A 24468-nucleotide genomic window follows, 5' to 3' on the forward strand; every position below is an offset into this window, starting at 1 on the left:
ATGCATGTCTGGCGCTTTCGCCTCACGGAACCTTTCTATTACCAACACGCGATTTTTGATGGTGTCGTGTTTGACAATGAGTGGGCCAAAATTGAACACGGTCAAATCACAGTCAAAACCGGTTATGCCTGGGACGGCTGCTCCCCCAAATGGCACCTCTTTGGGTTGGTCACGATAGGCACGCCAGACGGCACGCTGCGGTTCAGCAAGCCATGGACGTGGGAAGCGAGCCTGGTGCATGACATCCTTTGTCAGTTCCGCGCCGAGCTACCGTTTACCCAAAAACAGGTCACGCAGGTCTTCCGCGATCAACTCATTGAGGCCAAATGGCCCCTCACCGGCCTATATGTCTGGGCGGTCGATAACCTTGGTCCACAGGACTTTCCCCAATAACCCACGCGCAAGGATGTGCAGATGAAAATAACAGCTTGGTTAGGTGCGATGACGCTGGCGTGTCTGTCGTCGATAGCAGTTGCAGAAGAGAAGGATGTGTATCGGCAGTATGTGGATAGCAGTATTGATCGCAGCATACCGCTAGTCATAGAAACCTGGGCCAATAAAATCTTAAAGAAAGAAGGTGATAGGAAGTTTCTGCCAGTGATAGAAGATTTTATCAATAGCATTTACTCAGATTCTTTTCGCGAGAGAACAGCAAATACTTACCGAAGAGTATTCACAAAAGGAGAGATGCAAATACTGGCTGAAAACTTGATGACTGAAATCTGTGCACCGATTTTTAGCCAGGATTTTATTGAACGCGCCAAGGACGGTGAAAAAATGTCGAAAGAAGACCAAGAATCTGCTGACAGGTGTTTTGCTGGCCTAAAAACCATTGATAATGCGAAAGAAAAACTGAATAAGCTGGCGGCTACGAATAGTGAACTGTTTGAAGCGTCGTTCAATGTTCACTTTGATGAATTCTTGGATAAACTCAAACAGCAAAAATTGATCTTCAATACAGCCGAAGCCGTCAAAAAAACGCTACCGATTAAATTTGATGAAGAGCTTACTTGGGACGATATTGTCGGTGAATACTTGGTGCTTGAATACTTTTATACGTTCAACGATGTTTTCCGGGAAGGTGAGACGTATGAATTTGATAGAGAGGGTGTAGCCATCGATGTGTGTAGGGAGTTTAAAACCGATTTTCGCGACTATGTATCAGTGAGGTATTCAGTTTTCGACTTAGATAAAAAACGGGTCGGCGAGGCAACGATAAACCTCAGCGAATGCCCGTGACTCTCCAACCTGCAGCTTTTCACCTGAACCTCTCTCAATCCCCGCGGCATCCTCGGGGCATTTCTTGCCCTATGAGGATATCGCATGCCCGGACAGTTTCTGCACGGGGTCGAAGTGGTCGAGCTGGATGGGGGCCCCCGTCCTATCCGCACCGTCAAAAGCTCTGTTATTGGTGTAGTGGGCACCGCCCCGGACGCTGACGCCACGCTTTTCCCGTTAAACACCCCGGTCCTGATTGCAGGCCGCCGCTCTGAAGCAGCGCCGCTTGGCAAATCAGGTTCTATCCCTTCCGCCATTGATGGCATCTTTGATCAGGCAGGCGCGATGGTGGTTGTTATCCGTGTGGAGACGGACGACGATCCTAACCAGCAACTCGCCCATGTCCTCGGCGGGGTGAACACTGACACCGGTGACTATGAAGGATTGCAAGCCTTGCTCGCGGCCGAGTCCCTGTTAGGTGTTGCCCCGAGGATCCTGATTGTGCCCGGATTCAGTGAGCAGCAAGCGGTGGTCTCTGAGTTAATGGGTATTGCTGAGCGCTTGCGTGCGGTCATCATCGCCGATGGGCCGAGTACCAATGATGCAGCGGCGATTGCTTACCGGCAAAATTTCGGCAGCGCCCGTGTTTACATTGTGGATCCCAAAGCCCGGGTGTTTGATGTGGCCACAGCCAGTGAAAAGGTGGAGCCCATGAGTCCGCGCGTCGCAGGGCTGATTTCACGTTCTGACAATGATCGAGGTTTCTGGTGGTCACCGTCGAACCTGGAAATCTACGGCATCATTGGTACCGAGCGGGCGGTGGATTTTACCCTGGGTGATACCAATGCCCGTGCCAACTATCTCAATGAAAACGAGGTAGCGACGGTCATCCAGAAAACCGGTTTTCGCCTGTGGGGTAACCGTACCTGCTCAAGTGACCCCAAATGGGCGTTCCTGTCTGTCCGGCGAACGGCAGACATGATCAATGAAAGCCTTTTGCGGGCTCACCTTTGGGCGGTGGACCGCAACATTACCAAAACCTATCTCGAAGATGTCACCGAAGGGGTGAATGCCTATCTTCGCGACCTCAAAGCTATCGGCGCCATCATTGGTGGGGAGTGTTGGGCTGATCCTGCACTCAATACCCCGTCCAATATCTCCCAGGGCAAAGTCTTCTTCGACTTTGATTTCACGCCCCCGTTTCCGGCTGAGCATGTGACCTTCCGCTCAAGTCTGGTCAATGACTACCTTGAGGAGATCGTCTGATGTTCAAAGACACGCTCAGGGAAATGAACCTGTACGTCAATGGTAAAGGCTATGCCGGCGTCATTGATGAGCTGAACCTGCCCAAGCTGAAACTGAAAACCGAAGAATACCGGGGCGGCGGGATGAACCTCCCCATCGATGTCGACATGGGCATGGAGAAACTTGAAACAGATTTCACCCTGTCCAAGTTCGACAAAGACGTGCTGACAAGCTTTGGGCTCAAAGCGGGCAGCAGTGTTCCGCTTACCGTGCGCGGCGCCGTACTCTCGGAAGAAGACGGCACCGAAATCCCGTTGGTCGTGACGCTTCGCGGCATCCTGACGGAAGTGGATTTTGGTACCTGGAAGAGTGGTGAGAACACGCCGGTGAAAGTGGCGATGTCGCTGCGCTATTACAAGCTCACGCTGAACGGGGCAGAAGTACACGAAATTGATGTCGCCAACATGGTGCGCAAGATTGATGGTGTGGACCAACTGGCAGACACGCGCAAACACATAGGACTGTAACCCATGGAAACCATCACGCTCGATTACCCGATTGACGTCGAAGGTGAGCGCATCGACGTTATCACTTTACGCCGTCCGAAAGCACGCGATTTGAAACACATGGAAACGGCCAAGGGCGGCGAGATTGCCAAATCCATTGGCCTGATTGCCAACCTGGCTGAACTGCCACCGTCGGCCATCGATGATTTGGATGCGAGCGATTTCCAGACCGTGAGTGATGTGGTGGCCGGTTTTTTAACGACGCCCGGCTCGACGGACACCTCTATGGCGTGTTAGCCGATCTAGCGGCGGTCTTTCACTGGCCGCCCAGTGAGCTTTGGGCGCTCGACCTTTCCGATATCCGCCGCTGGCACCAGGAAGCCAAATTGAGAGCAGGGGGATCGCATGGCTGATTTAGCTGTCTCAGTGGTGCTGAAGGCGGTGGACAAAATGACCGCCCCGGTGCGCCGTATCCAACGCACCACGGCACATCTGTCTGAGGAATACCGTGGGGCAGGTGGCGCCGCAAAAGCCTTTGCAGACAGACAGGCCACCCTTCGCCATAAACTGGCCGCATCTAATCGCGTCATGGCCAGACAGAAATTGGCTATCCAGTCTTTCTCCCGCTTGCGTGGGGACCTTGGCGGCCTCACCAACCAATTACAACGCGCGACACACGAAGCCGGCTCACTGGGACTGAAACTGGGAGTAGTGGCCGGCCTTGGAGCGTGGGGCTTTAAAAGCCAGTTTGTGGATACTGCTGCCCAGTTTGAAAAGTTCCAAACCATCTTGGAAACCACCGAAGGCAGCAGCGAAAAAGCCAAGCAGGCGATGGATTGGGTGAGCAATTTCGCGACCAAAACGCCCTATGAACTGGCAGAAGTGAACGAGGCTTTTGTGAAGCTTCGGGCGTATGGCATGGACCCCACCAATGGTCTGTTGCAGACCCTTGGTAATACCTCCTCTGCGATGGGCAAAGACCTGATACAGGCGGTGGAAGCGATTGCGGATGCGGTAACGGGCGAGAATGAACGCCTGAAAGAGTTTGGCATCAAAGCCAGTACAGAGGGTGACACTGTCACCTATGCCTTTACCGACCGTAGCGGCGCGCAACGGTCCGTGGCGGTCAACAAAAACGACCGCAAGGCCATTGAAGAAACGCTCTCTGAAATCTTTGACCAGAAATACTCCGGCGCTATGGAGCGGCTTTCCCGCACCTGGTCAGGGATGCTCTCAAACATTGCTGACCAATGGACCCGTTTCGCCAACATGGTGATGGAAGCGGGGGTGTTTGATTTCATGAAAGAGAAGCTCTCCGGCATCCTGAACAGCCTCAATACCCTCGCTGACAATGGCCAGCTGCAAGCCTATGCCACTCGTGTGGCAGAAGGTTTGATCGCGGCGATGAAAGGCCTGTGGGCGTTTGGTGAAACCTTGGTGGACATGGCCCAGAAGATACATGGTGTGGTTGGCGCGCTGGGCGGTTGGCAACCGCTCTTGATTGGGCTCACCGCGCTCATGGCGGGTAAGTTTGTGTTGTCTGTCTTGCTGTCGGCGAAGGCCTTGGGTGCCTTTGGCTGGCAGGCGGTGGGCGCGGCGAAAAACGGGGTACTGCTGCTGACGTCAAAACTGGGGGCACTGGCCCGCGCAGGCTCGGTGCTGCGTCTGGCGTTTGTGGTCACACCCATTGGCCTGCTTATCACTGCGCTCACGGTGGCCGTCGGACTGGTTGTCCGTTTTTGGGATCGCATCAAGGCGTTTGGTCTGGGAGTGATGGAAGGGTTTCGCGCCGCCTCAGCGCCGCTCAGGGAAATGTTTGCGCCCTTGCTGCCGCTGTTCTCGGGATTGGGTGAGCTGCTGGATTGGACAGCACAAAAGCTCAGCGCGTTATTCACTCCTACAACGGCCACGGCGGCCGAGCTGGGTAAAGCGGCCACCGCAGGTAAGCAGTTTGGGGAGTGGCTGGCTTCGGGGCTGGCGCTCGCGCTCACGCCACTGTCATTGCTGATCGAGGGTATTGGCTGGGTCACGCAGCACATGAGCGCGGTCACCGATGCCGCTGCCAGTGTGGGACAAGGCATAGGTGGCGCGTGGGATGGTGCCAAAGATGGCCTGTCTTCTGCGTGGGATTGGGCGTTTGGGGAGGATAACCCGGGTTCATCGACCGCCATGGCCAAGGCGCAGGCCGGCACCATTCAGCACAACAGCACCATCACGGTGGTTCAGCAACCCGGCGAAGACGGAGAAGCGTTGGCCCGACGTATTGTGCAGGAAGAAATGCGGATGAATGCGGCAAGGGAGAAAACCCAGCAACGTGGCGCCTTGTTTGATTATCAGGAGAATGCCTTGCCATGATGATGATGTTGGGGCGTTACCGCTTCAGTGTGGACACGGCTGCGTATGAGATGGCGTCGAGAGAAACCGGATACCGGTGGAAAAAGCATGAACGTCTGGGCGTGTTGCCCTCGCTCCAGTTTGTGGGACCCGGCGATGACACGCTGACCTTGGAAGGGGTCTTGTACCCGCACTACCGCGGCGGTCTCGGCCAGTTAGCGGCGATGCGAAGGGAAGCCGACAAAGGCGAGCCTTTGATGTTGGTAGAGGGTTCGGGCTACGTGCTGGGCCGCTGGGTGATTGAACGTATCAGCGAAACGCAGCGCACCTTTGCCCGTGACGGTACCGCCAGCAAGATCCGTTTTGCCCTGAGCCTTCGCAAGGAAGAAGCGTCGCGTGAGCAGGGAGTGAATGATCTGGTTATGACCCACCTGCCGCAGGCAAGGGGAGTGGTATGAATATCGTGACCTCCCAGGGCGATGTCTTGGATGAGCTCGTGTGGCGTCATTATGGGCATCAACCAGGCGCGGTCGAACGTGTCCTTGAGGCTAATCCAGGCCTTGCCGACATGGGGCCTGTTCTTCCGGCAGGCAAGGTGTTGGTGCTCCCCGCGCCGCCTGAGCCCGTTCGCCCGAGGACGGTGTCCCTGTGGGATTGACGCCCACCTATCAGCTCAGCCTGAACGGCAGGGATATCACCCCCAGATTGGAGGGAAGGCTTCTTAGCGTGTCCGTCCAAGACCAGGCCGGTATCGCCTCTGACAGTGTAACGGTGACGCTCGATGATCGGGGTGAGAACCTCGCGCTGCCGCCGATAGGAGGCACGTTATCGGTATCTCTGGGGTATCAGGAAACGGGGCTCATCCCGCTTGGGCGTTTCGTGATTGATGAAGTCGAGTGTCAAGGGCCGCCCAGTGTGATGGTGGTGCAGGGCAAAGCTGCCGACATGAACCAGGAACTGAAGGCGCCCAAGACGCGCACTTGGCAACAGCAGGGTAACCCTTCTCCGAAGTACCTCCTGAAATCCCTTCTTGAAACGATTGCCGGCGAACATGGGCTCACCCCGGTTCTGGGTCAGGACTATGACGCAGTCGGCTATGACGTTATTCACCAGAGCAATGAGAGTGACTTGCAGCTGCTGACCCGTCTCAGCCGTAAACTTGATGCGGTTACCAAACCGGTGAACGGGCATCTGGTCCTCGTCAAGCGCGGGCAGGTGAAAGCTGCAAGCGGGTTAGTGCTACCCAGCACCACGTTGTCCAAGCGTGACGTTATGACCTGGCAGTATCGGATGACAGAGCGGGAGCGATACCAGAGTGTCTCTGCACGTTATTCGGTGAAGGCGGAGGCAAAAGACAAACGGGTGAAGGTAGGGGATGGGAAGCCTTCGTATGCTATCCGCACGCTTTTCCCCAATGAAGAAGAAGCCAAAGCGGCTGCCCAGTCACAACTGGCCGCGTTTCAACGTGGGGAACGCCAGGTTGCGTTAACCTTACCCGGGATGCCAACGCTTGCGGCCGAGCAGGGGATCAACCTGATGGGGTTTCGAGAGGGGGTTAATGGGGAGTGGGTGGCGGAAAAGGTGGGACATCGCCTGTCAGGTGACGGGTTGGTAACGGAATTGAGTTTGGTGCCAAAACAGGATGAAAACGGGGAAAAATAGGGGCGAAATCCACTTTTTTCTTTAAATAGTCCCTCCAAAACTCCTTTTAAGTTGATGAAAAATAGAGAATCTATTTTTGTTCAACTTAGTGCCAAAAGCGTATGAAATTAAAGGTTAACTGACTGAAAAATAAACATAATATGGTTCTGTTTTGCTATCTAATGCGTCAACAAATGTCGGTATTGAGCGACCAGGACATGAAAGACATCGCTGCTTTTTACGCGAGCCAGGAGCGTGGAAAGCCTCAGTAAGCCATTGCGACCTACCTTACTCGCTGATATTGTTCTGGCAAAATATAAAACAGGAAACTGACATGCCGACAATCTGGGTTGATGCGGACGCTTGCCCGACCGTGATCAAAGAGGTCCTTTTTCGTGCTGCAGACCGCACTCAAACCGAATGTGTGTTGGTGGCTAACCAATCTTTGAGAACGCCACCATCCCGCTATATTCGAAGCCTTCAGGTAGAGAAAGGGTTTGATGTGGCAGATAATGAGATCGTTAGACGTGTTGAAAAAGGTGATTTGGTCATCACCGCAGACATTCCCTTGGCCTCAGAAGTGATTGAGAAATCGGCCGTCGCGTTGAATCCCCGTGGCGAGTTGTATACGCCGGAGAATATCCGCCAACGACTGAACATGCGCGACTTTATGGATACGCTGCGCTCAAGCGGTATTCAAACCGGAGGCCCTGCAACCATGAGTCAGCAGGAAAGACAGAAATTCGCCAATGAGTTGGATAAGTTTTTGCAGCGTGCGAAGCGTTAATCCAAGGGAAAAATGAATAAGAAAAGGAGCGATAAATCGCTCCTTTGTCATTTTGTACTTCGATTAGTTGTAGATACGTGACCAACAACCGTTTGAACAATCCACATTCTTGTTCCAGTGCAGTTGCGCACGGTGACCGGTACGAATGTTGTAGTAACGGCCATTTGATCCTTTCAGGCGCGCCCAGGCAATATCACCAGAGTAGTAATAGCGCTCATGGTTAGAGTGCTGCTCGTAGTATTGACCACCGTTATTGATAGAAATGCTACGCAGGTGCGTACCAGTTCGGTAAAACTCAAGGGTTGTGCCCGGAGGAATAGTTCCGCTGATGTTAGCGTGAACACCACGGATCCATTGATCTTTGGTGCCCCAGTTTCCGCCTCGGCTGCCATGCCACGCAACGCCACTGCTGTTTGCCGCATTGCGAAGTAGGGTATCTACATCTGGATCGTTATCGACAATAGTCACATTCGCAGAGTCTGCATCGCTCTTATCGTCTTTCACCCACGCTTGCAATGTGAAGTACTCACTGTTTTCGTGAGTAGAGTCATTGATAGTCGATACGCCAATACGAACCGAATCTACACCTTTTGGCAGGGTAATTTCAGTCAATGTGGAAGAGATAGTCGCTGAACCCGTTGAGCCGTCAGAGAACAGCAGCGCAACGGTGTTGCGATAGTCGCTGTTCAATACTGCAGTACCATTTTTCAGTGCGACGCGGAGTTTGGTATTCGCATCTCCGGTGGCTTTGTCAAAGTTCACAGTGAAGTAAGCGGTAGAGCCTTCGCTGACTGAAGACGAAGCAAGCGTGATTCCTTGTACTTCAGGCTGCAGATCGCTTGGGAAAATGGTTTTCGGATAACAGGTGTGATCTTCAGAAGTCACGGTGCCCATTGCGCTGATACGGCTTGGGAATAGACCGACTTTTACTTTTTCACCCGTTGAAGGTTTGATGCGGTACAGCGTATTACTGTTCACGTTACCAGAAACGTTCTGATTTTTAGCTGCGACCAGCATTTGACCATTCTGATCCAGCGCTGCTGCAGCAATGAAATCAATAAAGTGGAATGCTTTCAGGGTTTGAGCGCCCGTCGTTGTGTCAATGGAGAATGTACGGCCATTGGTAACGAACAGCAGTTCACCTTCATAGAACACAAATGAGCCCCAGCTTGAGTAACCACCAAAACGAAGGCTGCTATCAAAAGTGCCAATGTTGGTGATTTCACCCGTTGCTGCATTTACTTTGAAGATAGATGTAGCATCTGAAGCATACAGCTCACCCGTGTCAGGGTGGAAAGCCATGCGCATGATTTGCTTTTTAACGGTTGGGCCCGCGACGTGTTCACCGGTTTCAGGATCCATATAGGCCAGCTGATAAGGCTTGATTCTTTGCGCATGAAGATCCAGTGCTGCATATTCTTCAGGTGTGAAGTCGCTTTCAGGAACGTCGAGATAAAAATCTGTTGGTTGTGGCGCACTGGCATAGTAGAGGCGATCAGTCACACGGTCATACGACATGGCAGAGCCACTGAACATTGCACGTGAATGATATGAAGAGTGGTTAGGCGCGTCAGTGCTGTAGACACCTGTCATTTTGTCCAATTCTTGAACGTCCAAAAGTACGCCGACATGGTTACGCCCTGCGTTCATCGAGTAGACATTACCCGCACAGTTTGCGGCGACTTGAGCGGAAGTCAGTGCGCCAGCGATTACTGCCATTGAAATCAGTGTTTTTTTCATGATGAAAGATACCTATCGTCCATATATTTCTGGTTAGCGTATCCACCACGCTCAATGAGCCTTTTCGCTAACGCTTCCGAAACTGGGTCTCTGCCCACTTTATTTCTTTGGAAGGGTTTGGCCCTATCACCGAAGCCATCGCTTCATGCAATCCACTGAGGGGTGATGTTGGGTAGAGCCTATTCGGATATTTTGAATACGTCTTTCTCGTTTATGAGATGGGGTGTTTTTTGATATTTTTTCAGGAGATCCTTACACCTTTTGCGAGCGTTGGTCTGGAAAGAACGCTAATTAGAAGATGAGAAATGAATGTAATAATTTGAAGGCAAAGTATGAGTAAGGAATGGGGTGTTTAAAACGCAGTCGGGACTTTCTAGAACTTCCTTCAATTAATCATGACTCAGAATAGATACAGATTTCTCGAACGGAAAAATTTCATGAGAGCGCTGAGAATTTGGGAATTGGTGATATTTAAGGCATCTCTAATGCTTGTCGAAGTAATCTTTCCGGCGAATGTACTTGTCCATAAAATGGTAAGCAATAGGACGCAAGAGCCAACTGGTTAAGACTCTGATGATGCGAACCAGAGACGGCATGTTGTGGTAAATCTTGTCATTGTGTAGCCAGAGCAATTCGCCAACATGCCAGAACATTAAAGGAATGCCGGGCAAAAACGTCACGATGTCGACATCGCAGCAGATACGATAGGTACGGCTTTTTAGTCTGTATCGTTGCTTGAAAGTCCAGAAGCCCGTTGCCGGCTGCCCAAAGGTCACAATTCGCTTAATGGAACCTGGGTATTTTTGCTCAAGAATCTCTCCCGCAATAATGGCCATGCTGCCGCCGGATGAATGACCGGTCAGCGACAGCTTTTTCCCTTGAGCTATTAAGCTTTCAGCACAAGACTCCAGTTTTGCCATAACACTTTGACCAATGAGACGATTGGTGTCTTCTGAGTGGCTGAATTCAGTTTGTTGGCTGGGGGAAAGTCTGGAGTAGTCTTTATTCGTCACATAACGGGCAGGAAGGCTGGGTTGGCGCAACAAAAACTGGAATCCCCAGTGCACATGGCCAGCATGGTTTGGCGCGTCAACTTTGCTTGGAAGGACAATCAGGTTTAACAACCAATCCCATACGCTTTGGGAACCTTTGAAGACAATGACAGCATCACCGTCTTCACGCCACAACACGCGAATAATGGTTTTCCCCCAACGGTTTTGAATATCTCTGCGACCGTTTTTTGAAAAGCCGTATTGGACATGGTCAAAATGCTTGGGGTAGGCATCACGACACAGGATCGCATAGCGCTCATATTGATAGCGTTTTAGTCTTTTCACCCGTGTGATCAATCGCAACCCTAAAGTTCATCAGTTTAGAGATGAAAAATGACGAATCGAAGACAGGAAAAAGACGGGGAAAAGAAGGGAAGAACAAAGAAGCTGCACTAGGCAGCTTCAATTTTAGTCGTAATGTTGCAGGAACGGCGAGATATGCGTGTTGTACGTCAACGCTTTTATCGCACTGTGATTGTTGATCAACCATTCTGCTTTGGTGATATTCCCAATGCCGATAATGGCCTGAACAAGCAGTTTGAAATCTCTCAGCCAGCGCGCTTTTTGGTCCTCGCTCCAATCGTTTCGGTAGATTTCATGGTAATGCTCTACCCACCAATAGGCACCGCGGATAAATGCGGCCACGATGGCGGTTGCAGGTTCAATTTGCTCGTCTTTCCCGTCGATGGCGTATTCGTCAGCCAGCGGTTGACCCTGTGAGAAAGCGGCATAGTTTTTACAATACTTATAGAGCGCTAATTGCAGCGCGGATGCTGAGTCGCAGTGCTCCAACGACAATGTGGTCACGGGTAAGTGCTTTTTATTGTTTCTGAAGAGTTCGATAGAGCGCTTGCCCGGCAAGAGTTTCTCGATAACAAAAAACAAATCGATACTGATGAGTTTATTGCTCAAAGCGTTTTCCTTGTAACTATCTACGTCTTTAACCAGTACCATTCTAGACATCAGTTAAAGCACAATAATAAGCGGGTTTTCAATAAACTAGCGGCAGCATACTCTCTCAGCCTCCAAAACGGAATCTGTTTAGGCTGAATGCGGCTCACACCTTGATTTAAGCGTTTGAAAAACTGTGCGCTGTGGTGCAAGTTTATGTAGACCGTAAGACCCGTTTTATCGCCAAAAAACAAGACACTCGCAAACTTTGTAACCTAACTGTTATGAACGCCCTGTTCGGTACGCATACATCAGTTTTGAAAGGCCAGTTCGACTAATAATTAGCCACTTATGCCGACGCCATCAAGTGACTGAAGAGCTTCGGTATTTTGAACGTGCCTTACAAGGAGATGGTATGAAAAAGATCTTAGCAGGTGCAGCGCTCAGTGCCTGTTTGGCAACACCAGCGCTTGCGGAAAATCACGTTGTGGGTGGCTATTTTGCAGACTGGCAGTACGCCAATGCAGATAATCCTTACACGGTTAAAGATATTCCTGCCGACCAGTTGACCCACATTATTTACGCTTTTCTGAGCATGTGTGGCCCTCACAATGGCGCATCAGAACTTGTTCAGCAACAAGTGGCTAAGGCCTGTGAAGGTAAGGCTCCGTTTTCCGCGATCGTCGTTGATCAAGAAGCAGCAATGGAAGTGGACTTTGGTGATGTGTCTGTCGATGTGCCATACAAAGGACATTTTGCCCAGCTTGCTGAACTGAAAAAGACTCATCCTGATCTGAAAATCTTGCCTTCTTTTGGTGGGTGGACCATGTCAGAACCCTTCCATGAAATGGCAAAAGACGAAGCGGCCATCAAACAATTTGCTAAATCGGCTGTGGCTCTCATTGCCGAATATGACTTTTTCGACGGCATCGATCTTGACTGGGAGTACCCAGGTGGCGGCGGTTTGACAACCTCTCCTTGGAACCCTGATACAAAACTGTCTGATGATGTGAAAGCGCTGGAACGTGATGCTTTTACCACGCTGGTGACCTTGCTTCGTGATGAGCTGGATACGTTAACGGCGGAAACGGGTCGTGAATACGAACTGTCTACCGCTGTGGGTGTCGGCCCGAAAGCGGCACAAATCGATTGGGAGTCTGCGGCACCTAAACTGACCAATATGTTTGCGATGACGTATGACTTCCTGGGGGGCTGGGGGCCGCAAACAGGCCACCTGACAAACCTGCATGCCACTGATCGTAGCTGGTGGGGAATGGGCGCCGATGTCTTTATCAATCAAATGATCGAGTTGGGCATTCCAAAAGAAAAGCTGGTTCTGGGTGCGGCATTCTATGGTCGTGGCTGGGAGGGCTCTCAATTTGACGGTAGCCTGCCGACTTCTGATTTAGCATCAGAAAAAGGTGCGAGTTTTGGTACGGGTGAACCAGGTTACTTCATGTACTGGGATTTGAAACAGAATTACACCAAGTCTGAAGGCTACCAGTATGGCTATGATGAAGCCTCGCATGCACCTTACCTTTGGAACCCTGAGAAGAAAGTCTTTATTTCTTTTGAAGATGCACGTTCGGTAAAAGCGAAAGCAGAGTGGGCGAAGCAGCAAGGTTTGGCTGGTGTCTTCACTTGGGAGCTTTCTGGTGACCCAGACAACGAGCTAACGTCAGTTATGCATCAAGTACTGCAAAGCAAGACAGCAAAGAAATAACTTAGGTAAGAGCTTTGCTGTTAGACCCGGCATTAAGCCGGGTCTATTTTTTTGGCGATTTATTAAGGTCATCAGATCCAAGTATTTCTTCCGCCTCTTGGATACCGTGTTGAGCCTTGAGTTGAGCTATCAGTTCTTGGTGTGATTCTAGGAAAAGATTGAATTGAATAACGATATCAGGCCGTTTGATGCTTGAAAGGTGACGGGTACCACTCAGATAAGGATGATGCTTGTTGAGCTTCATCGGTGGCGCCTGCTCCCCTAAGTCTTTCAGTTTGATGTTGAGTGCCGCCACATTGGTGTAGATGCCATCTATACGGTTTGAAGCCAACAACCTTATCAAAGATTCCATTTCCTTGACTTCAAATAAGGTGATCTCTTTGGCTTTCACCTTTTCGATAAAAGGCCATGGCGTGAAGCCGGAAATCAGGCCTAAGCGCGTCAGCGTTCCAGTCGTATTCTCTTGAGCTTGGTCCAGTGTGACGACACCATCGACAAAAGAAACAACGGGATCGCTGTAGAGGATGTCGTGTCCCTCTTTCAATGAAGCGCTCCAGTTAGGATTATCTGGGTACTTCAAATCGACGTCACCACGTAGAAATGCAGAATAAAGCCTTTTCAGGGGTAACGCCTGATAGTCAAAGTAGTAGTTATATTCGCGGGCAAAAGCATCAAAAAGTTCTCGGTTAAAACCCTGATAATTCTGTTGCTGATAGCGGGAGTAAGGCGAGTAATCTTCGAAGTCCTGAACGCCAATCGTAAAATGATTGGTATCAGAATTTTGCGCGGCCACTTCTGTTGTAATCATGGTAACGGCTGTCAAAAATAGTGCGGTTAAAAGTTTGCGCATGTCCGTCTCAAAGGCCTTATTCTTACTCATGAGATAAGTATATACGCTGAGCGGAAAATCATTTGAAATCGGTGGGATACCGCGAGCTTTCATTTCTTAAACGTATACCAAAATGACCTGAAGATGCTCGCATTCAGAGGTCATCAATATGTTCAATTCGAGGCAAATTTTACGAGGAATGGTGGTTCTATTTCCGTGGGATTTAACGAAGAAGTGGGCGCATTGAGGCCCTCCCTTTCGGCGAGTTGACTGACGCCGTGCTCTTTGTTATTCCTTTTTGATGTAGACGACTACACCTACAAAGGAACGCCGCGATCACAACGCCAGTCAAGCTCACTGAATCCTGCATCTTCAGGTTGTTTGGGTATATAAAAGACAAAACCCCGCAAAGCGGGGTTTTGTCTTTTCAGCAAGCAAAGATATCTTTGTTTTTGTTTGTATGCGCTGACTATAGTCCTGCCGATCACCCTGTGTCCAACCCTTCCGACAGGTTTGTTAAATGCTGGGCTGCGCATCACTTTAACAATGCAACTTAGTGAGTTGCATTAATTTCTTGGAGAGTCTTTTCCAAAAATACGCTTATTTCTCAGCAGAAAATCAATTTTATGCTTGTAAGGTTTTCTTTACACTTTCAGTTCTAACTTGCTGTAATAATAAAAATTATTGCCAACTACAAGGGTGACAATTTTAAGACCTCTCCATTGGATGAGTCTGTCAGCAAGTAGATATCGCCATCAGGAGATTCCACCACATCTCTGATGCGGCCATAGTGACCATCCAACAATCTTTCTTCGCCAATCACCTTGCCGTTATCCATATCCAGACGAACGAGCAGGCCGAATTTCAGCGAACCGAGTAGGATATCTCCTTGCCATTGTTGGAACTTCTTGCCGGAAATTATTTCCATGCCAGAAGGTGCAATGGAGGGCACCCAATAATGGACAGGCTGCTCCATCCCATCCTGCGCGGTACCGGTACCAATTTGACTTCCTGTTCCATAATTTACGCCATAAGTAATAGTAGGCCACCCGTAGTTATTGCCTTTTGATATAGGGTTCAGTTCGTCGCCACCTTGCGGACCATGTTCGTGCGTCCAAAGGGTTTTCCCATCGTTATCCAGCGTCATGCCCTGGATGTTGCGGTGACCATAGGAATAGATTTCTGGCAAGCTGCCACCCTGACCAACAAAGGGGTTGTCTGAAGGTAGTGAGCCATCAAGATTTAGCCGGACTAACGTACCGATATGAGAGTCATTTTGCTGGGCTTTGTCTCGGTTACCTCGGTCCCCTAATGCGATATAGAGGTGCTCATCGGTGGCCAGTAACCGGCCGCCATAGTGTCTGCCACCAGCCAGTTTGGGAGACTGGGAGAAGATAGGAGTGATATTTTTCAGCGTGTTCCCATCAAGTATCGCGGAAGATACCGCGGTGCCGGATTTTCTAAACTCTCCTTCTTCGGCATAGGCAATGAAAAGGCGGTTTGAGGTTTCAAAATCCGGCGACAGGGTCAGTCCCAATAATCCCCCCTGACCGCGATAAACGAGCTTCTCCGGTAGGCCTTGGATATCCGAGACCACACCTTCACGCGTTACCCGTTTAAGGCCACCGTTTCGCTCGCTGACTAACATGTCACCATTTGGCAGAAATACCAATGACCATGGGTGGTTTAGCCCTTGTGCTACCCGCTCGACAGTAAAGCTGTGTTTTTCTGAAGTAATGCTCTCGGCTGTTGCTGCAAAGGGGAGGCAAGCTGATACAAAGAGTGCGGCAATCAGGTGAGTGGTGTTCATGAGGGGCTCCGTTCGATTATTATACCCAAATAACCTGAAGATGCAGGATTCAGCGAGTTTGACTGGCGTTGTGATCGCGGCGTTCCTTTGTAGGTGTAGTCAACTCCATCAAAAAGGAACAACAAAGAGCACGACGTCAGTCAACTCGCCCGAAGGGAGGTCATCAATGCGCCCACTTCATCGTTAAATTCCACGGAAATAGAACGACTATTCCTCGTAAAATTTGCCTCGAATTGAACGCATTGATGACCTCTGAATGCGAGCATCTTCAGGTTGTTTGGGTATGTCATCCGTCACCCCTCAATCTTACCTCATGTCGAAAGGGTCACGAGAAGTGTTGCGCAAAGCGGAATTTCAGGCGACGCATTCCCCGGCCAAGGCGGGAGAATTTGTCCGACATTGAAGGAGAAGACTGCACCGATTGCGTTGCGTCTCTTTCCGTATTGTCCAGACCACTGCTTTCAACGCGGTTACGACCATTTTGTTTGGCGAGGTACAGGAGTTTATCGACATCGCTGTATATGTCTGACAGTGATTGCCCGGGCTCGACAGATGATACGCCAAAGCTGGCGGTCACGTTAAACTCGTCACCTTGCTCAGTCAGGAAAGCTAACTCACTGATACGTGTGCGCAAATCTTCTGCGATCAACTGTGCTTGGTCAAGTTGGCTATTTGGGAGCAGAAGCATGAATTCTTCACCGCCCACCCTCGAGCAAACGTCATTACGTCGAAGATTATTTTTGAACAGTTCAGCAATGCCAGTCAGTACCTTGTCACCAACCGGGTGTCCGTAAGTATCATTGACCTTCTTAAAGTGGTCGACATCCAACAGCAGGCAGCTAATGGGATTGCCATTGCTTTCCATTTCCGCTTTTAGCTTATCAAGCTGGGAGCTGAGGTAGCGTCGGTTGTAGAGACCCGTCAGGCTGTCGGTATTGGCAATTTTCCCCCAGCGGGCGCGACGTCTGTTGATCCAAAGGGCGGCGAGAGTGGCGAGTACTGTCGCCATCACACCGGCAACAACCAATACATTCAGGTATTCCACCTTGTCTTCGTTGGTTTTCAACTCAAGGGTCTGCAAGACGTTGTTCCAGCTAAGATGTTGGTTCTCCGCTTTGAGTTTCTCCAGGTTAAAGAGCATCTGTTGGCGCTCAAGGTTATCGACTTGCTCATCAGCACTGAAGTTATTGAAGCGGTTTTGATAATCCAACAGGGTCAGATAAGCGTTTTTGTAGTCCTCCATACCGAAGTGCGCTTTGGATGCGACCAGATACAGCTCGATCTCGGTGCGGTATAGACGGGTCAAATCAGCTTGACCGGCGATCAACGGTGTCACTAAGTCAATCGCGCCCTGAAAGTTTTCATTTAGCAGGTTTTCATTGGCTTTCAGGTAGTTGTATTTACTGATGTAGTAACGGATGGTCTCACGGTCGCGTAAGGCATCAGTCTGCTTTATGTAGCGACCCATACTTTTGGTATCGCCGGATTGAAGCAACAAATCAGCAATTTGAAGGTTAATGCGGAAGCGATGAGAGCCGTCACCAAGGACTTGCGCGATTTGAAGCGCTTGCTTGTATTCCAGCAAGGCTTGTTTTTTGTCGCCTTGTTTCTTGGCAAGTTCCGCCATGTCTAGCTTAACCAGCAACTGGTTAAAGGACATTTTGCGCTCACGGAAGAACTGGTAAGACTGATCGAGCAGAAGTGATGCTTTATCAAAACCGTTTAATTGCACCAAAATGCCCCCCAAGCTGGAGGCAATACGTTCGACCAGAAGGGCATCTTGCGTGGTTTTTGCTGCTTCAAGGGAGCTCATTAAAGCCGCCATCGAGACGTCGTAGTCGTTCTGTGCCTTGTAAGCCTGACCTTTAACCAGCAGAATTTCCGCGGTGACGGAAGGGTCGTTAAGGGTTTGAGATTCTGCCAGAAGCGTATCTAACTGATCGAGAACCAGCGCTTCTTCGCCTTTGAGTATTCTCGCTTGACCTAAACGCAATTGCATCAGGTACAAATCGGCTTTAAGCAGCGGGTCGTTCTTTGCCAGTTCAATACCGGTGTTTGCCGCTAAGATAGCGCTTTCTGGATCATTCAATAAAAGATCAACAGTCGATTTTTGCAGGTAATAGCGCACCAGTAGGGGCAAAGGTTGGTTTTGTTTCAGCTCAACTTTTTCCAGCTCACTCAACAAGGCGCGTGCTTTGATAGGAACGGAATAAAGAATGGACTGAACGCCATTAAGCGTTTTCTCAAATGACTGCGTCTTTTCAACAGAAGCATTGGCTGTTCCGGTAAAAATCACAAACAAGAAAAGGAGGTTTTTCAGCGTTTTTTGCATTAATGAAGCTTCCATGATCGACATAGCTAAACGTCAAGTTATTGTTGTTTTTTTGTTCTGGCCCAAGTTTGTCACATTTAAGTGAAAACAAATGCTTGGGATCAGTTATCGGACATAGATTACCCAACACAATGTATGGGTTTTGTATTAAATTTGAGCCGGATGTATGAAATTGTTTATCGGCCGTTAGATAAGCTTAGGCAGGGATGTGAAGTTTTGCTGCAGTCAACGCAACGCACCGCCGCAAAGATGCGGCGATGCATTACCCTCGTAAGCCTGCAATCTGTTAGCCGAAGAGCACCGAACGCGAGCTGGCGAGTTGTCTTCTATTGTCTGATTTGTTGGTAGATTTCGTCCTTGAGCTGCACGCGACGCATCCTCAAGTTACGGAAGTTTTCATCATCAGTAGGAATTTTTGCCATCTCCAGACCGCGTATTCTGTGGTCAAGATGGTGATACTCATCCACAAGACGACAAAAGGCACTGTCTGCCATCTTCATATCGTGAATTTTTTCTTTGTATTCAGGGAACTCGAACATGAGTGCGTGGTTTTCACCTTGCATATTACCTCCTGTAGTCGGCTCCTGCGAAAGTCTTGATCGCAGTAGGATCTCCGGGGACGTCCACGTTGGACGTGTTGGTGCGGTGTGACAGTGACTGTAAAAAGTGCCTTGTCACTCTTTCAGAATAGGGATTGGAGAGGCGTGATTCTAGCGATAGGCCATCAGTTGCTTTTGAGTCTTAACAAATGAACACTGAGGGTAAAGTTAATTTCACATTGACGAAAAAAGGCGCGTTAAGCGCCTTTTTACTGTGATTGCGTTGATATCAGCGTTTGTCCTTGATGGACTCAGCTTCTTTTTTAAGCAGCACGATTTTGCCAAATCCCAGCTTGTTGAAGTAGCTGTCTCTGTGATTTTTCACGGCCTTTCCATCCGCAACCATTTCCAACTGAAGTTCCATTTTCAGAAAGTCAGTCAGGTCGATACCTTCTGCTTCTGCGGCAGCTTCATGAGGCGAGCGATGCTTCTGGAAAGAGAAGGTGATCACTTTGGTTTCGCCTTTATAGACATATTCAAGTTGGCGTGACATATCAGCAATCCTAAAAAAATGAGGGGTCGGAGTATTCCCTACTGACATTCCCAAGTCAACACAGCTAATCACTATCGAGAAAGGTCGGCACTGACAAACTCTTCTTCGTTGTCCGTTTCCTCGCAAGGATGGAAGGCGATTCGTTCTCCTTTCCCCGTTAGCAAACCAATGTAACCCGGCGAGCCATCGGGGTTGAGCTTCACAATACCCACTGCACTTTGGTTAACCAACAGACCCGCGCTGCCGTTGTCTGGTCGCCGACGTTCAATACGCATGCGTTTCCTGCGGGTGAAAAAATTCAGTGGTGAGGCTGGCCAGAACAGTTTTCTGTCCAACCATTCGAAAATGGACAAAAACGGCTCAGGGAACTGGTTTCTAAAACCACTACAAGTGATTTGCCAGATGCGCGGGCTACTTTTGCGAAAACGCATTCGGATGTCGTAGGCGAACGAATAGTGAACATCACCAGATAAGATAACGAAGTTCTTGGGCGTTTTCGGGTGCTTGAAAATATTCAGCAGCGCATTGGCAGAGCCGGGGTGTGCCATCCAGTTCTCGGAGTCAGTTGCGAGGGGATGACCCATGAAAGTCACGATGCGTTGGATGGTCTCGATGAATTTGACCCCGAACATTGGCGCGGGTGAAACCACGACCACAGCGTCGTTGTTGAACACATCCTGTTGGAAGTCCATCAAAGACTCCCAATCCATTAACCCTGATGGTTTGTTATAGCTGGATTCTGAACGCCAGCGTCGGGTTCGGGTATCAATGACCACGACTTTCGGGGTCGTCGGAATGGTGTAATGCCAATGCTCGAAGTGATGCATAACCTTTGTCATCGCTTCGAGATTCACTGGATCGGGGGAATCAAGGAACGCTTGTAACGGCGACCAGAAATCCTGAGTAAAAGCTTTGGGCTCGTTCCCCCATCCCTGACAGAAGAAATATCCCATCATGGCATTGGTGATGATGCCTCTGGCAAAAGAAGAGTTGTTCACCGCACGTTCCCAGCCAACTGTGAGGTTAAAGTCGTCGGTTACGTCGTGGTCATCGAAAATCATGTACGTGGGAATATGTGCGAATAGGCGGCGAACCTGTTCCAGCCCAGCTCGGAATTTACCAAGCTCATTGAGCTCATGTCGCCATTGCTGTTGGCGCTCTGGTGACAGCGTCGGCACGGTGTCGTCGAGTGTAATGTGCTGCCATAACGCCGGTGACCATACCAGAGCATACATGGCGATAAACTCGTTGAAGCTGACCAGATGGTTTTCGGTGGTTCGCGAGCTGAACACCGGTTCGGGTTTTACCTTGAAAAGCCGTTTTATCAAGCCGTGGTTTATATCGCTGTATGGAAGCAGTTCCGTGCGGCTATAAATAGGGGTGTTTTCCGGTGAAAGTTCACTGCACCAACGAATATCGGCACCTTCGAACGCCTGGTCTTTCATGCCAAGCAAGTCGATGGTCTGGCGAATCGCCGACATCAGGGGGCCGCTCACGTCATCGGCATAGATTTGGTCGCCACTCATGATTAACAGATCAGCACGGTTTTCAACCGGCGTTTCTTCATAGCTTTTATCCAGTGCCGCTAACGCGTCTTCACAGCGGTGATGCGGGTGCCGACAGGAACCATGAGCTATGTTTTCTGCTTTTGATGGCACGGCGAAAGTGGGGCGGGATTCATTCTGATAGAGAAAACCATCCAGTGTGGACAGCAAAGAATGCCCCTGGTCGACGATGTCGTACTGTAGTGGGATATCAGGGGTAAACGATGATTCACCCGAGAACTGTGCCATAACAACAAAGCAGCGCTCGCCGAGTTGCACCTGTTTTTGGCTAGAAAAGCTGGATTGATAAAACGCGTGATCCTGTTCCGGTTGAAACAACAAAAAATCCGCGGTGAGAGGCTCAGACGTAATAGCCCAAATGCAAATATCATCTTGGGTTGTTCGCCGTAAAATAGGTCCAGCTAGAAAAACAGGTAACGCCACGAGGTAACTCAACTTTATTGTTTATTACCTTAACTTTACGCATTCTCACCGACGATTTGTAGCGGTGTGGTTGTAAAGTCATGCAAATTTAGGCGTTCAATCAGCAGGGCGTCTTTCGGACAGTATGCTGGCACCATTGTCTTGTGCTTTGGCAAGCCACTGAGCAGCGACTTCACTTTCACCAATATCCAGCAGTGCCGTGGAAAGGGCCAATTGCGCCTGAACGTGTTCCTGGCGGGCTGCAAGGCTGAGGAAGTAGATACCTTTATCTACGTCTTTGTCGGTTATGAAGCCATTAAACAGCATTTGACCCAAGGCATACTGCTCTACGGGGCTATTGCAGAGCGCGAGATCAAGCACCCATTTGAACTCGTCGTAATCGACGCCAGTGGCTAAACGTTCGCTGTGATAAATGCTGCTTTTTGTAAGAGCGTCTTGCTGTGGCGTTTCACTGCAAAAATCGAGATAGAGCGTGGAAAGCTCAAAAACCGCACTGTTGTTGACGCCTTTGAGGAAGTAGGGAGAGGCTTGCCGACAGTTTTCCGTTGGGTACTCGCCACGTTGTAAATGTTGCCAACCACGATAGAAATCACTATCCAAAAATGCGTCAGAATAATTGGCGAGCGTCGGACATTGTGTGTTGGCATGTGCTGCCTCTTCAGAGCAAGCGGCGACAGTGACCAACATGGCAGGAAGCAACCACTTCATACTTCATTCCTTTTACAACGATGGAGAGAGTGTAAAAGGTGTGGCATATCACTCGCTTTCCCATCATTGAGAAAAGGCCGTGAAATTGACCGTACTTTGTACGGCCAAATAGCGAGTCGGGTATCAGTGTTTACAGAAAATATTTGAGTTCGTTTTGTGTGCAGACTCGTCTTTCACGGGTTTCATGGCAAACGCGTAACGCAGAGAAGCGTAGAAGATGACGACATATGCCATTAGCTCTGTGCCTTCTTCTGCAATGTTTTTTGCTGCACGAACATAGCCTTCATCCAGCAATTCACGCCAAATCGAGCCCATGCCAAAAAGTCTCGAGAAGACTAAGAGCAATACCAGCCCTAAACACAGCAAAGCGAAGTGGCGATGTTTCACGAATGCTGCAAACTGCTCGGCGGTTTCTGCCCTGTTTGTCAGCGAATACAGGATGGCACTGGCAGCGACGATCGAAGCGGGGTAAGCCCAAAAACCATGGAAAACCAACTGGTCAAAGAACATATCCAATTCGCGGATCAGCAAACACAGGAAAAAGCCCACGACTAAAGCACCAAAGTGCCTAAAAGTAGGGTTTAGCTTTGCGATGTAGGCGTAACTAAGAATGGTCAGAGCCAGTAGGAATTGTTCCATGTACTCGACCAGCGTGCCTTCCGAGGCGCCTGTTTTCAGCGTGTCGATATCTAACCTGATAACCAAAACCGGTAAGGAGACCAAGACAGCGAGAAATAAAAAGTGCGCAACGGCGTTAAAGATGGCGGCTGCATTTTTATTGCGATGTGGCATCAGCGTCCTCTCAAACTGCAATAATACTTTTCCCACCCTATAGTGACCGGATATCCGTGATGTTTGTCACAACGAATTGTTGATTCGTTCTTAAAGTTCCATTTTTGTGTGAGGTGGATTCGGATGCAGGACTATACGTCATCGAATCGTCACAAGCTGTCTTATTCGTGATACTGCTAATGCAGAATTCATTTCTGTTCTAACGAAAAGCTTGCGTGAACTTGAGGCCTATATACCCAAACAACCTGAAGATGCTCGCATTCAGAGGTCATCAATGCGTTCAATTCAAGGCAAATTTCGCGAGGAATAGTGGTTCTATTTCCGTGGAATTTAACGAAGAAGTGGGCGCATTGAGGGCCTCCCTTCGGGCGAGTTGACTGACGTCGTGCTCTTTGTTGTTCCTTTTTGATGGAGATGGCTACACCTGCAAAGGAACGCCGCGATCACAACGCCAGTCAAACTCGCTGAATCCTGCATCTTCAGGTTATTTGGGTATATTCACGCGCTCTCTGTCTCATTCCTATTAGTTCGTGCAACTGACTGAATCATGTATCTTTAAGGAATAGATATAGAGGGAAGAGTAATGCGTAATAAAACCATCCGATGGGGAATGATTGGCTGTGGCAATGTGACTGAGCGAAAAAGCGGCCCGGCTTTTTGGCAGGTAGAAGGTTCATCATTGGAAATGGTGATGGCAAGACGTGAAGAACAGGCAAGCGACTATGCCTCTCGACATGGGATTGCCCGCTACACCACGGATGCGTCTGCATTGGTGGCCGACGAGTATGTTGACGCGATATATGTTGCCACACCGCCTGATAGCCATCTGGAGTATGCCCTTATGGCTGCCAGTGCTGGCAAACCTTGTGTGGTTGAAAAACCGATGGCACTGACGACAGACGAATGCGACCAAATGCTCGCGGCTTTTGAGAAAGCGAATGTGCAACTGTTCGTGGCTTATTATCGTCGCTCGCTACCAAGATTTGACGTGGTGAGAAATTGGATAGAGCAGGGAATGATCGGTGATGTCAGGCATATTCATTGGACTTATCATCGTCCGCCCAACAGCGATGACAAAGAGGGCAAAGACAACTGGCGCGTGAATCCGGCTCAAGCCGGAGGTGGTTACTTTGTGGATCTAGCCAGCCATGGGTTGAACTTGTTCCAGCAGTGGTTTGGGAACATTGTGGTTGCGAAAGGAATCAAAACCAATCAACAAGGCTACTACGAAGCCGAGGATGCGGTAGCGGCAAGTCTGGCTTTTGAAAGTGGTGTGCTGGGCTCGGGCTATTGGAATTTTGGCGCGGCAAACCGCGAAGATCGTGTTGAGATTATTGGCAGTGCAGGGCGGATTATTTGCTCAGTATTTGGCGAAGATGACTTTGAGCTTGATGGAAAAGAGAAAGCGTCGGTAAATGTCGAGAATCCTGACCCCGTGCAGTATTTCCATGTTGAGAATCTGATTGCGCACCTGAATGGTGACAAAGAGCATCCCAGCTTAGGAATCGCAGGCAGAAATACAACGTGGGCGATGGAGGAAATTCTTAACGGCTAAGGAAATTGGTGAGGAATCTGCTGATTTGAAAGGCGAATAGCTCATGATTTAGTCACTTGAGACTAAATTCGGCCTGAAACGCAAATTAGTGCTTGCAAGCCTTGGGCGGTTTCCCTAATATTCACCTCGTTCTCAGGAACACAGACTTTTCCCCCTTAGTTCAGTCGGTAGAACGGCGGACTGTTAATCCGTATGTCGCTGGTTCAAGTCCAGCAGGGGGAGCCA

24 protein-coding genes and 1 tRNA gene are annotated in these 24468 nt (G+C 49.7%); 14 read left to right on the top strand and 11 right to left on the bottom strand.

Features of this window, described 5'->3' with window-relative positions:
• The 11 genes from QL223_RS21205 to QL223_RS21255 all read left to right on the top strand — a co-directional run bounded on the left by QL223_RS21205 (position 1) and on the right by QL223_RS21255 (position 7731).
• On the top strand, positions 1-393 hold the full coding sequence (locus QL223_RS21205) for a hypothetical protein (RefSeq protein ID WP_281545906.1): 393 nt from the start codon (positions 1-3) through the stop codon (positions 391-393).
• Between the two features lie 21 nt (positions 394-414).
• A complete protein-coding gene (locus QL223_RS21210) occupies positions 415-1239 on the top strand; it encodes a hypothetical protein (protein WP_281545907.1) in 825 nt (274 codons plus the stop codon).
• Positions 1240-1323: 84 nt separating this feature from the next.
• Positions 1324-2484 carry a phage tail sheath subtilisin-like domain-containing protein gene (locus QL223_RS21215; protein WP_281545908.1) on the top strand — a complete coding sequence of 387 codons (1161 nt, stop codon included), beginning with the start codon at positions 1324-1326 and terminating at the stop codon, positions 2482-2484.
• Complete coding sequence (locus tag QL223_RS21220; protein ID WP_251875092.1) at positions 2484-2990, top strand: phage major tail tube protein; 507 nt, start codon at positions 2484-2486, stop codon at positions 2988-2990. Before QL223_RS21215 ends, QL223_RS21220 begins: the two co-directional genes overlap by 1 nt.
• A 3-nt stretch (positions 2991-2993) precedes the next feature.
• On the top strand, positions 2994-3266 hold the full coding sequence (locus QL223_RS21225) for a phage tail assembly protein (protein ID WP_251875090.1): 273 nt from the start codon (positions 2994-2996) through the stop codon (positions 3264-3266).
• Positions 3260-3382, top strand: coding sequence for a GpE family phage tail protein (locus QL223_RS21230; protein ID WP_281545909.1), 123 nt, complete (start codon positions 3260-3262; stop codon positions 3380-3382). The genes QL223_RS21225 and QL223_RS21230 overlap by 7 nt, the downstream gene beginning before the upstream one ends.
• Positions 3375-5324: a tape measure protein gene (locus QL223_RS21235; RefSeq protein WP_281545910.1), complete on the top strand. Its 1950-nt coding sequence runs from the start codon at positions 3375-3377 to the stop codon at positions 5322-5324. The genes QL223_RS21230 and QL223_RS21235 overlap by 8 nt, the downstream gene beginning before the upstream one ends.
• 5 nt (positions 5325-5329) lie before the next feature.
• Positions 5330-5761, top strand: a complete 432-nt coding sequence (locus QL223_RS21240) for a phage tail protein (protein ID WP_281545918.1) — start codon at positions 5330-5332, stop codon at positions 5759-5761.
• Positions 5758-5961, top strand: coding sequence for a tail protein X (locus QL223_RS21245; protein WP_251875084.1), 204 nt, complete (start codon positions 5758-5760; stop codon positions 5959-5961). Before QL223_RS21240 ends, QL223_RS21245 begins: the two co-directional genes overlap by 4 nt.
• Complete coding sequence (locus QL223_RS21250) at positions 5952-6965, top strand: contractile injection system protein, VgrG/Pvc8 family (protein ID WP_281545911.1); 1014 nt, start codon at positions 5952-5954, stop codon at positions 6963-6965. Before QL223_RS21245 ends, QL223_RS21250 begins: the two co-directional genes overlap by 10 nt.
• A gap of 313 nt (positions 6966-7278) precedes the next feature.
• Positions 7279-7731: a YaiI/YqxD family protein gene (locus tag QL223_RS21255; RefSeq protein WP_002540031.1), complete on the top strand. Its 453-nt coding sequence runs from the start codon at positions 7279-7281 to the stop codon at positions 7729-7731.
• Between the two features lie 63 nt (positions 7732-7794).
• Here the strand turns inward: QL223_RS21255 and QL223_RS21260 are convergent, their stop codons facing one another.
• The 3 genes from QL223_RS21260 to QL223_RS21270 all read right to left on the bottom strand — a co-directional run bounded on the left by QL223_RS21260 (position 7795) and on the right by QL223_RS21270 (position 11435).
• Entirely contained in the window at positions 7795-9471 is a 1677-nt protein-coding gene (locus QL223_RS21260; RefSeq protein WP_281545912.1) for a hypothetical protein, read from the bottom strand.
• Between the two features lie 482 nt (positions 9472-9953).
• Positions 9954-10808 carry a DUF2974 domain-containing protein gene (locus tag QL223_RS21265; RefSeq protein WP_039850200.1) on the bottom strand — a complete coding sequence of 285 codons (855 nt, stop codon included), beginning with the start codon at positions 10806-10808 and terminating at the stop codon, positions 9954-9956.
• A 123-nt stretch (positions 10809-10931) separates the two neighbouring features.
• Positions 10932-11435, bottom strand: coding sequence for a hypothetical protein (locus tag QL223_RS21270; protein ID WP_002540034.1), 504 nt, complete (start codon positions 11433-11435; stop codon positions 10932-10934).
• A 394-nt stretch (positions 11436-11829) separates the two neighbouring features.
• Here QL223_RS21270 and QL223_RS21275 point away from each other — a divergent pair, with 394 nt between their 5' ends.
• Positions 11830-13137, top strand: a complete 1308-nt coding sequence (locus QL223_RS21275; protein WP_281545913.1) for a glycoside hydrolase family 18 protein — start codon at positions 11830-11832, stop codon at positions 13135-13137.
• A gap of 43 nt (positions 13138-13180) precedes the next feature.
• Here the strand turns inward: QL223_RS21275 and QL223_RS21280 are convergent, their stop codons facing one another.
• From QL223_RS21280 to QL223_RS21315, 8 genes are all read right to left on the bottom strand, one after another.
• A complete protein-coding gene (locus tag QL223_RS21280) occupies positions 13181-14080 on the bottom strand; it encodes a transporter substrate-binding domain-containing protein (protein ID WP_002540036.1) in 900 nt (299 codons plus the stop codon).
• Between the two features lie 577 nt (positions 14081-14657).
• A complete protein-coding gene (locus tag QL223_RS21285; protein ID WP_002540038.1) occupies positions 14658-15776 on the bottom strand; it encodes a PQQ-dependent sugar dehydrogenase in 1119 nt (372 codons plus the stop codon).
• 325 nt (positions 15777-16101) lie between these two features.
• The gene (locus tag QL223_RS21290; RefSeq protein WP_002540039.1) at positions 16102-18108 is read right to left on the bottom strand and encodes a GGDEF domain-containing protein; all 2007 of its coding nucleotides are present in this window, start codon (positions 18106-18108) and stop codon (positions 16102-16104) included.
• A 326-nt stretch (positions 18109-18434) separates the two neighbouring features.
• Positions 18435-18671, bottom strand: coding sequence for a DUF465 domain-containing protein (locus QL223_RS21295; RefSeq protein ID WP_002540040.1), 237 nt, complete (start codon positions 18669-18671; stop codon positions 18435-18437).
• Between the two features lie 265 nt (positions 18672-18936).
• Complete coding sequence (locus QL223_RS21300; protein WP_002540041.1) at positions 18937-19200, bottom strand: DUF2960 family protein; 264 nt, start codon at positions 19198-19200, stop codon at positions 18937-18939.
• Between the two features lie 71 nt (positions 19201-19271).
• A complete protein-coding gene (locus QL223_RS21305; RefSeq protein ID WP_281545914.1) occupies positions 19272-21200 on the bottom strand; it encodes an alkaline phosphatase D family protein in 1929 nt (642 codons plus the stop codon).
• Between the two features lie 84 nt (positions 21201-21284).
• Positions 21285-21896, bottom strand: coding sequence for a sel1 repeat family protein (locus tag QL223_RS21310; RefSeq protein ID WP_002540044.1), 612 nt, complete (start codon positions 21894-21896; stop codon positions 21285-21287).
• A gap of 123 nt (positions 21897-22019) precedes the next feature.
• Positions 22020-22688: a hypothetical protein gene (locus QL223_RS21315; RefSeq protein WP_002540045.1), complete on the bottom strand. Its 669-nt coding sequence runs from the start codon at positions 22686-22688 to the stop codon at positions 22020-22022.
• Between the two features lie 583 nt (positions 22689-23271).
• On the opposite strand from QL223_RS21315, the gene QL223_RS21320 reads away from it, so the two are divergent.
• Positions 23272-24243, top strand: coding sequence for a Gfo/Idh/MocA family oxidoreductase (locus QL223_RS21320; protein WP_281545915.1), 972 nt, complete (start codon positions 23272-23274; stop codon positions 24241-24243).
• Between the two features lie 149 nt (positions 24244-24392).
• Positions 24393-24468, top strand: a tRNA-Asn gene (locus QL223_RS21325).

Origin of the sequence: Grimontia sp. SpTr1, assembly GCF_947387585.1 — a bacterium.
GTDB lineage: Bacteria > Pseudomonadota > Gammaproteobacteria > Enterobacterales > Vibrionaceae > Enterovibrio > Enterovibrio indicus.

What these genes read in the sequence shown, in the direction of transcription:
- QL223_RS21205 (WP_281545906.1), top strand. Translation starts at nt 1, where the DNA reads ATGCATGTCTGGCGCTTTCGCCTCACGGAACCTTTCTATTACCAACAC.
- QL223_RS21210 (WP_281545907.1), top strand. Translation starts at nt 415, where the DNA reads ATGAAAATAACAGCTTGGTTAGGTGCGATGACGCTGGCGTGTCTGTCG.
- QL223_RS21215 (WP_281545908.1), top strand. Translation starts at nt 1,324, where the DNA reads ATGCCCGGACAGTTTCTGCACGGGGTCGAAGTGGTCGAGCTGGATGGG.
- QL223_RS21220 (WP_251875092.1), top strand. Translation starts at nt 2,484, where the DNA reads ATGTTCAAAGACACGCTCAGGGAAATGAACCTGTACGTCAATGGTAAA.
- QL223_RS21225 (WP_251875090.1), top strand. Translation starts at nt 2,994, where the DNA reads ATGGAAACCATCACGCTCGATTACCCGATTGACGTCGAAGGTGAGCGC.
- QL223_RS21235 (WP_281545910.1), top strand. Translation starts at nt 3,375, where the DNA reads ATGGCTGATTTAGCTGTCTCAGTGGTGCTGAAGGCGGTGGACAAAATG.
- QL223_RS21240 (WP_281545918.1), top strand. Translation starts at nt 5,330, where the DNA reads ATGTTGGGGCGTTACCGCTTCAGTGTGGACACGGCTGCGTATGAGATG.
- QL223_RS21245 (WP_251875084.1), top strand. Translation starts at nt 5,758, where the DNA reads ATGAATATCGTGACCTCCCAGGGCGATGTCTTGGATGAGCTCGTGTGG.
- QL223_RS21255 (WP_002540031.1), top strand. Translation starts at nt 7,279, where the DNA reads ATGCCGACAATCTGGGTTGATGCGGACGCTTGCCCGACCGTGATCAAA.
- QL223_RS21260 (WP_281545912.1), bottom strand. Translation starts at nt 9,471, where the DNA reads ATGAAAAAAACACTGATTTCAATGGCAGTAATCGCTGGCGCACTGACT.
- QL223_RS21275 (WP_281545913.1), top strand. Translation starts at nt 11,830, where the DNA reads ATGAAAAAGATCTTAGCAGGTGCAGCGCTCAGTGCCTGTTTGGCAACA.
- QL223_RS21280 (WP_002540036.1), bottom strand. Translation starts at nt 14,080, where the DNA reads ATGAAAGCTCGCGGTATCCCACCGATTTCAAATGATTTTCCGCTCAGC.
- QL223_RS21285 (WP_002540038.1), bottom strand. Translation starts at nt 15,776, where the DNA reads ATGAACACCACTCACCTGATTGCCGCACTCTTTGTATCAGCTTGCCTC.
- QL223_RS21290 (WP_002540039.1), bottom strand. Translation starts at nt 18,108, where the DNA reads ATGCAAAAAACGCTGAAAAACCTCCTTTTCTTGTTTGTGATTTTTACC.
- QL223_RS21295 (WP_002540040.1), bottom strand. Translation starts at nt 18,671, where the DNA reads ATGCAAGGTGAAAACCACGCACTCATGTTCGAGTTCCCTGAATACAAA.
- QL223_RS21300 (WP_002540041.1), bottom strand. Translation starts at nt 19,200, where the DNA reads ATGTCACGCCAACTTGAATATGTCTATAAAGGCGAAACCAAAGTGATC.
- QL223_RS21310 (WP_002540044.1), bottom strand. Translation starts at nt 21,896, where the DNA reads ATGAAGTGGTTGCTTCCTGCCATGTTGGTCACTGTCGCCGCTTGCTCT.
- QL223_RS21315 (WP_002540045.1), bottom strand. Translation starts at nt 22,688, where the DNA reads ATGCCACATCGCAATAAAAATGCAGCCGCCATCTTTAACGCCGTTGCG.
- QL223_RS21320 (WP_281545915.1), top strand. Translation starts at nt 23,272, where the DNA reads ATGCGTAATAAAACCATCCGATGGGGAATGATTGGCTGTGGCAATGTG.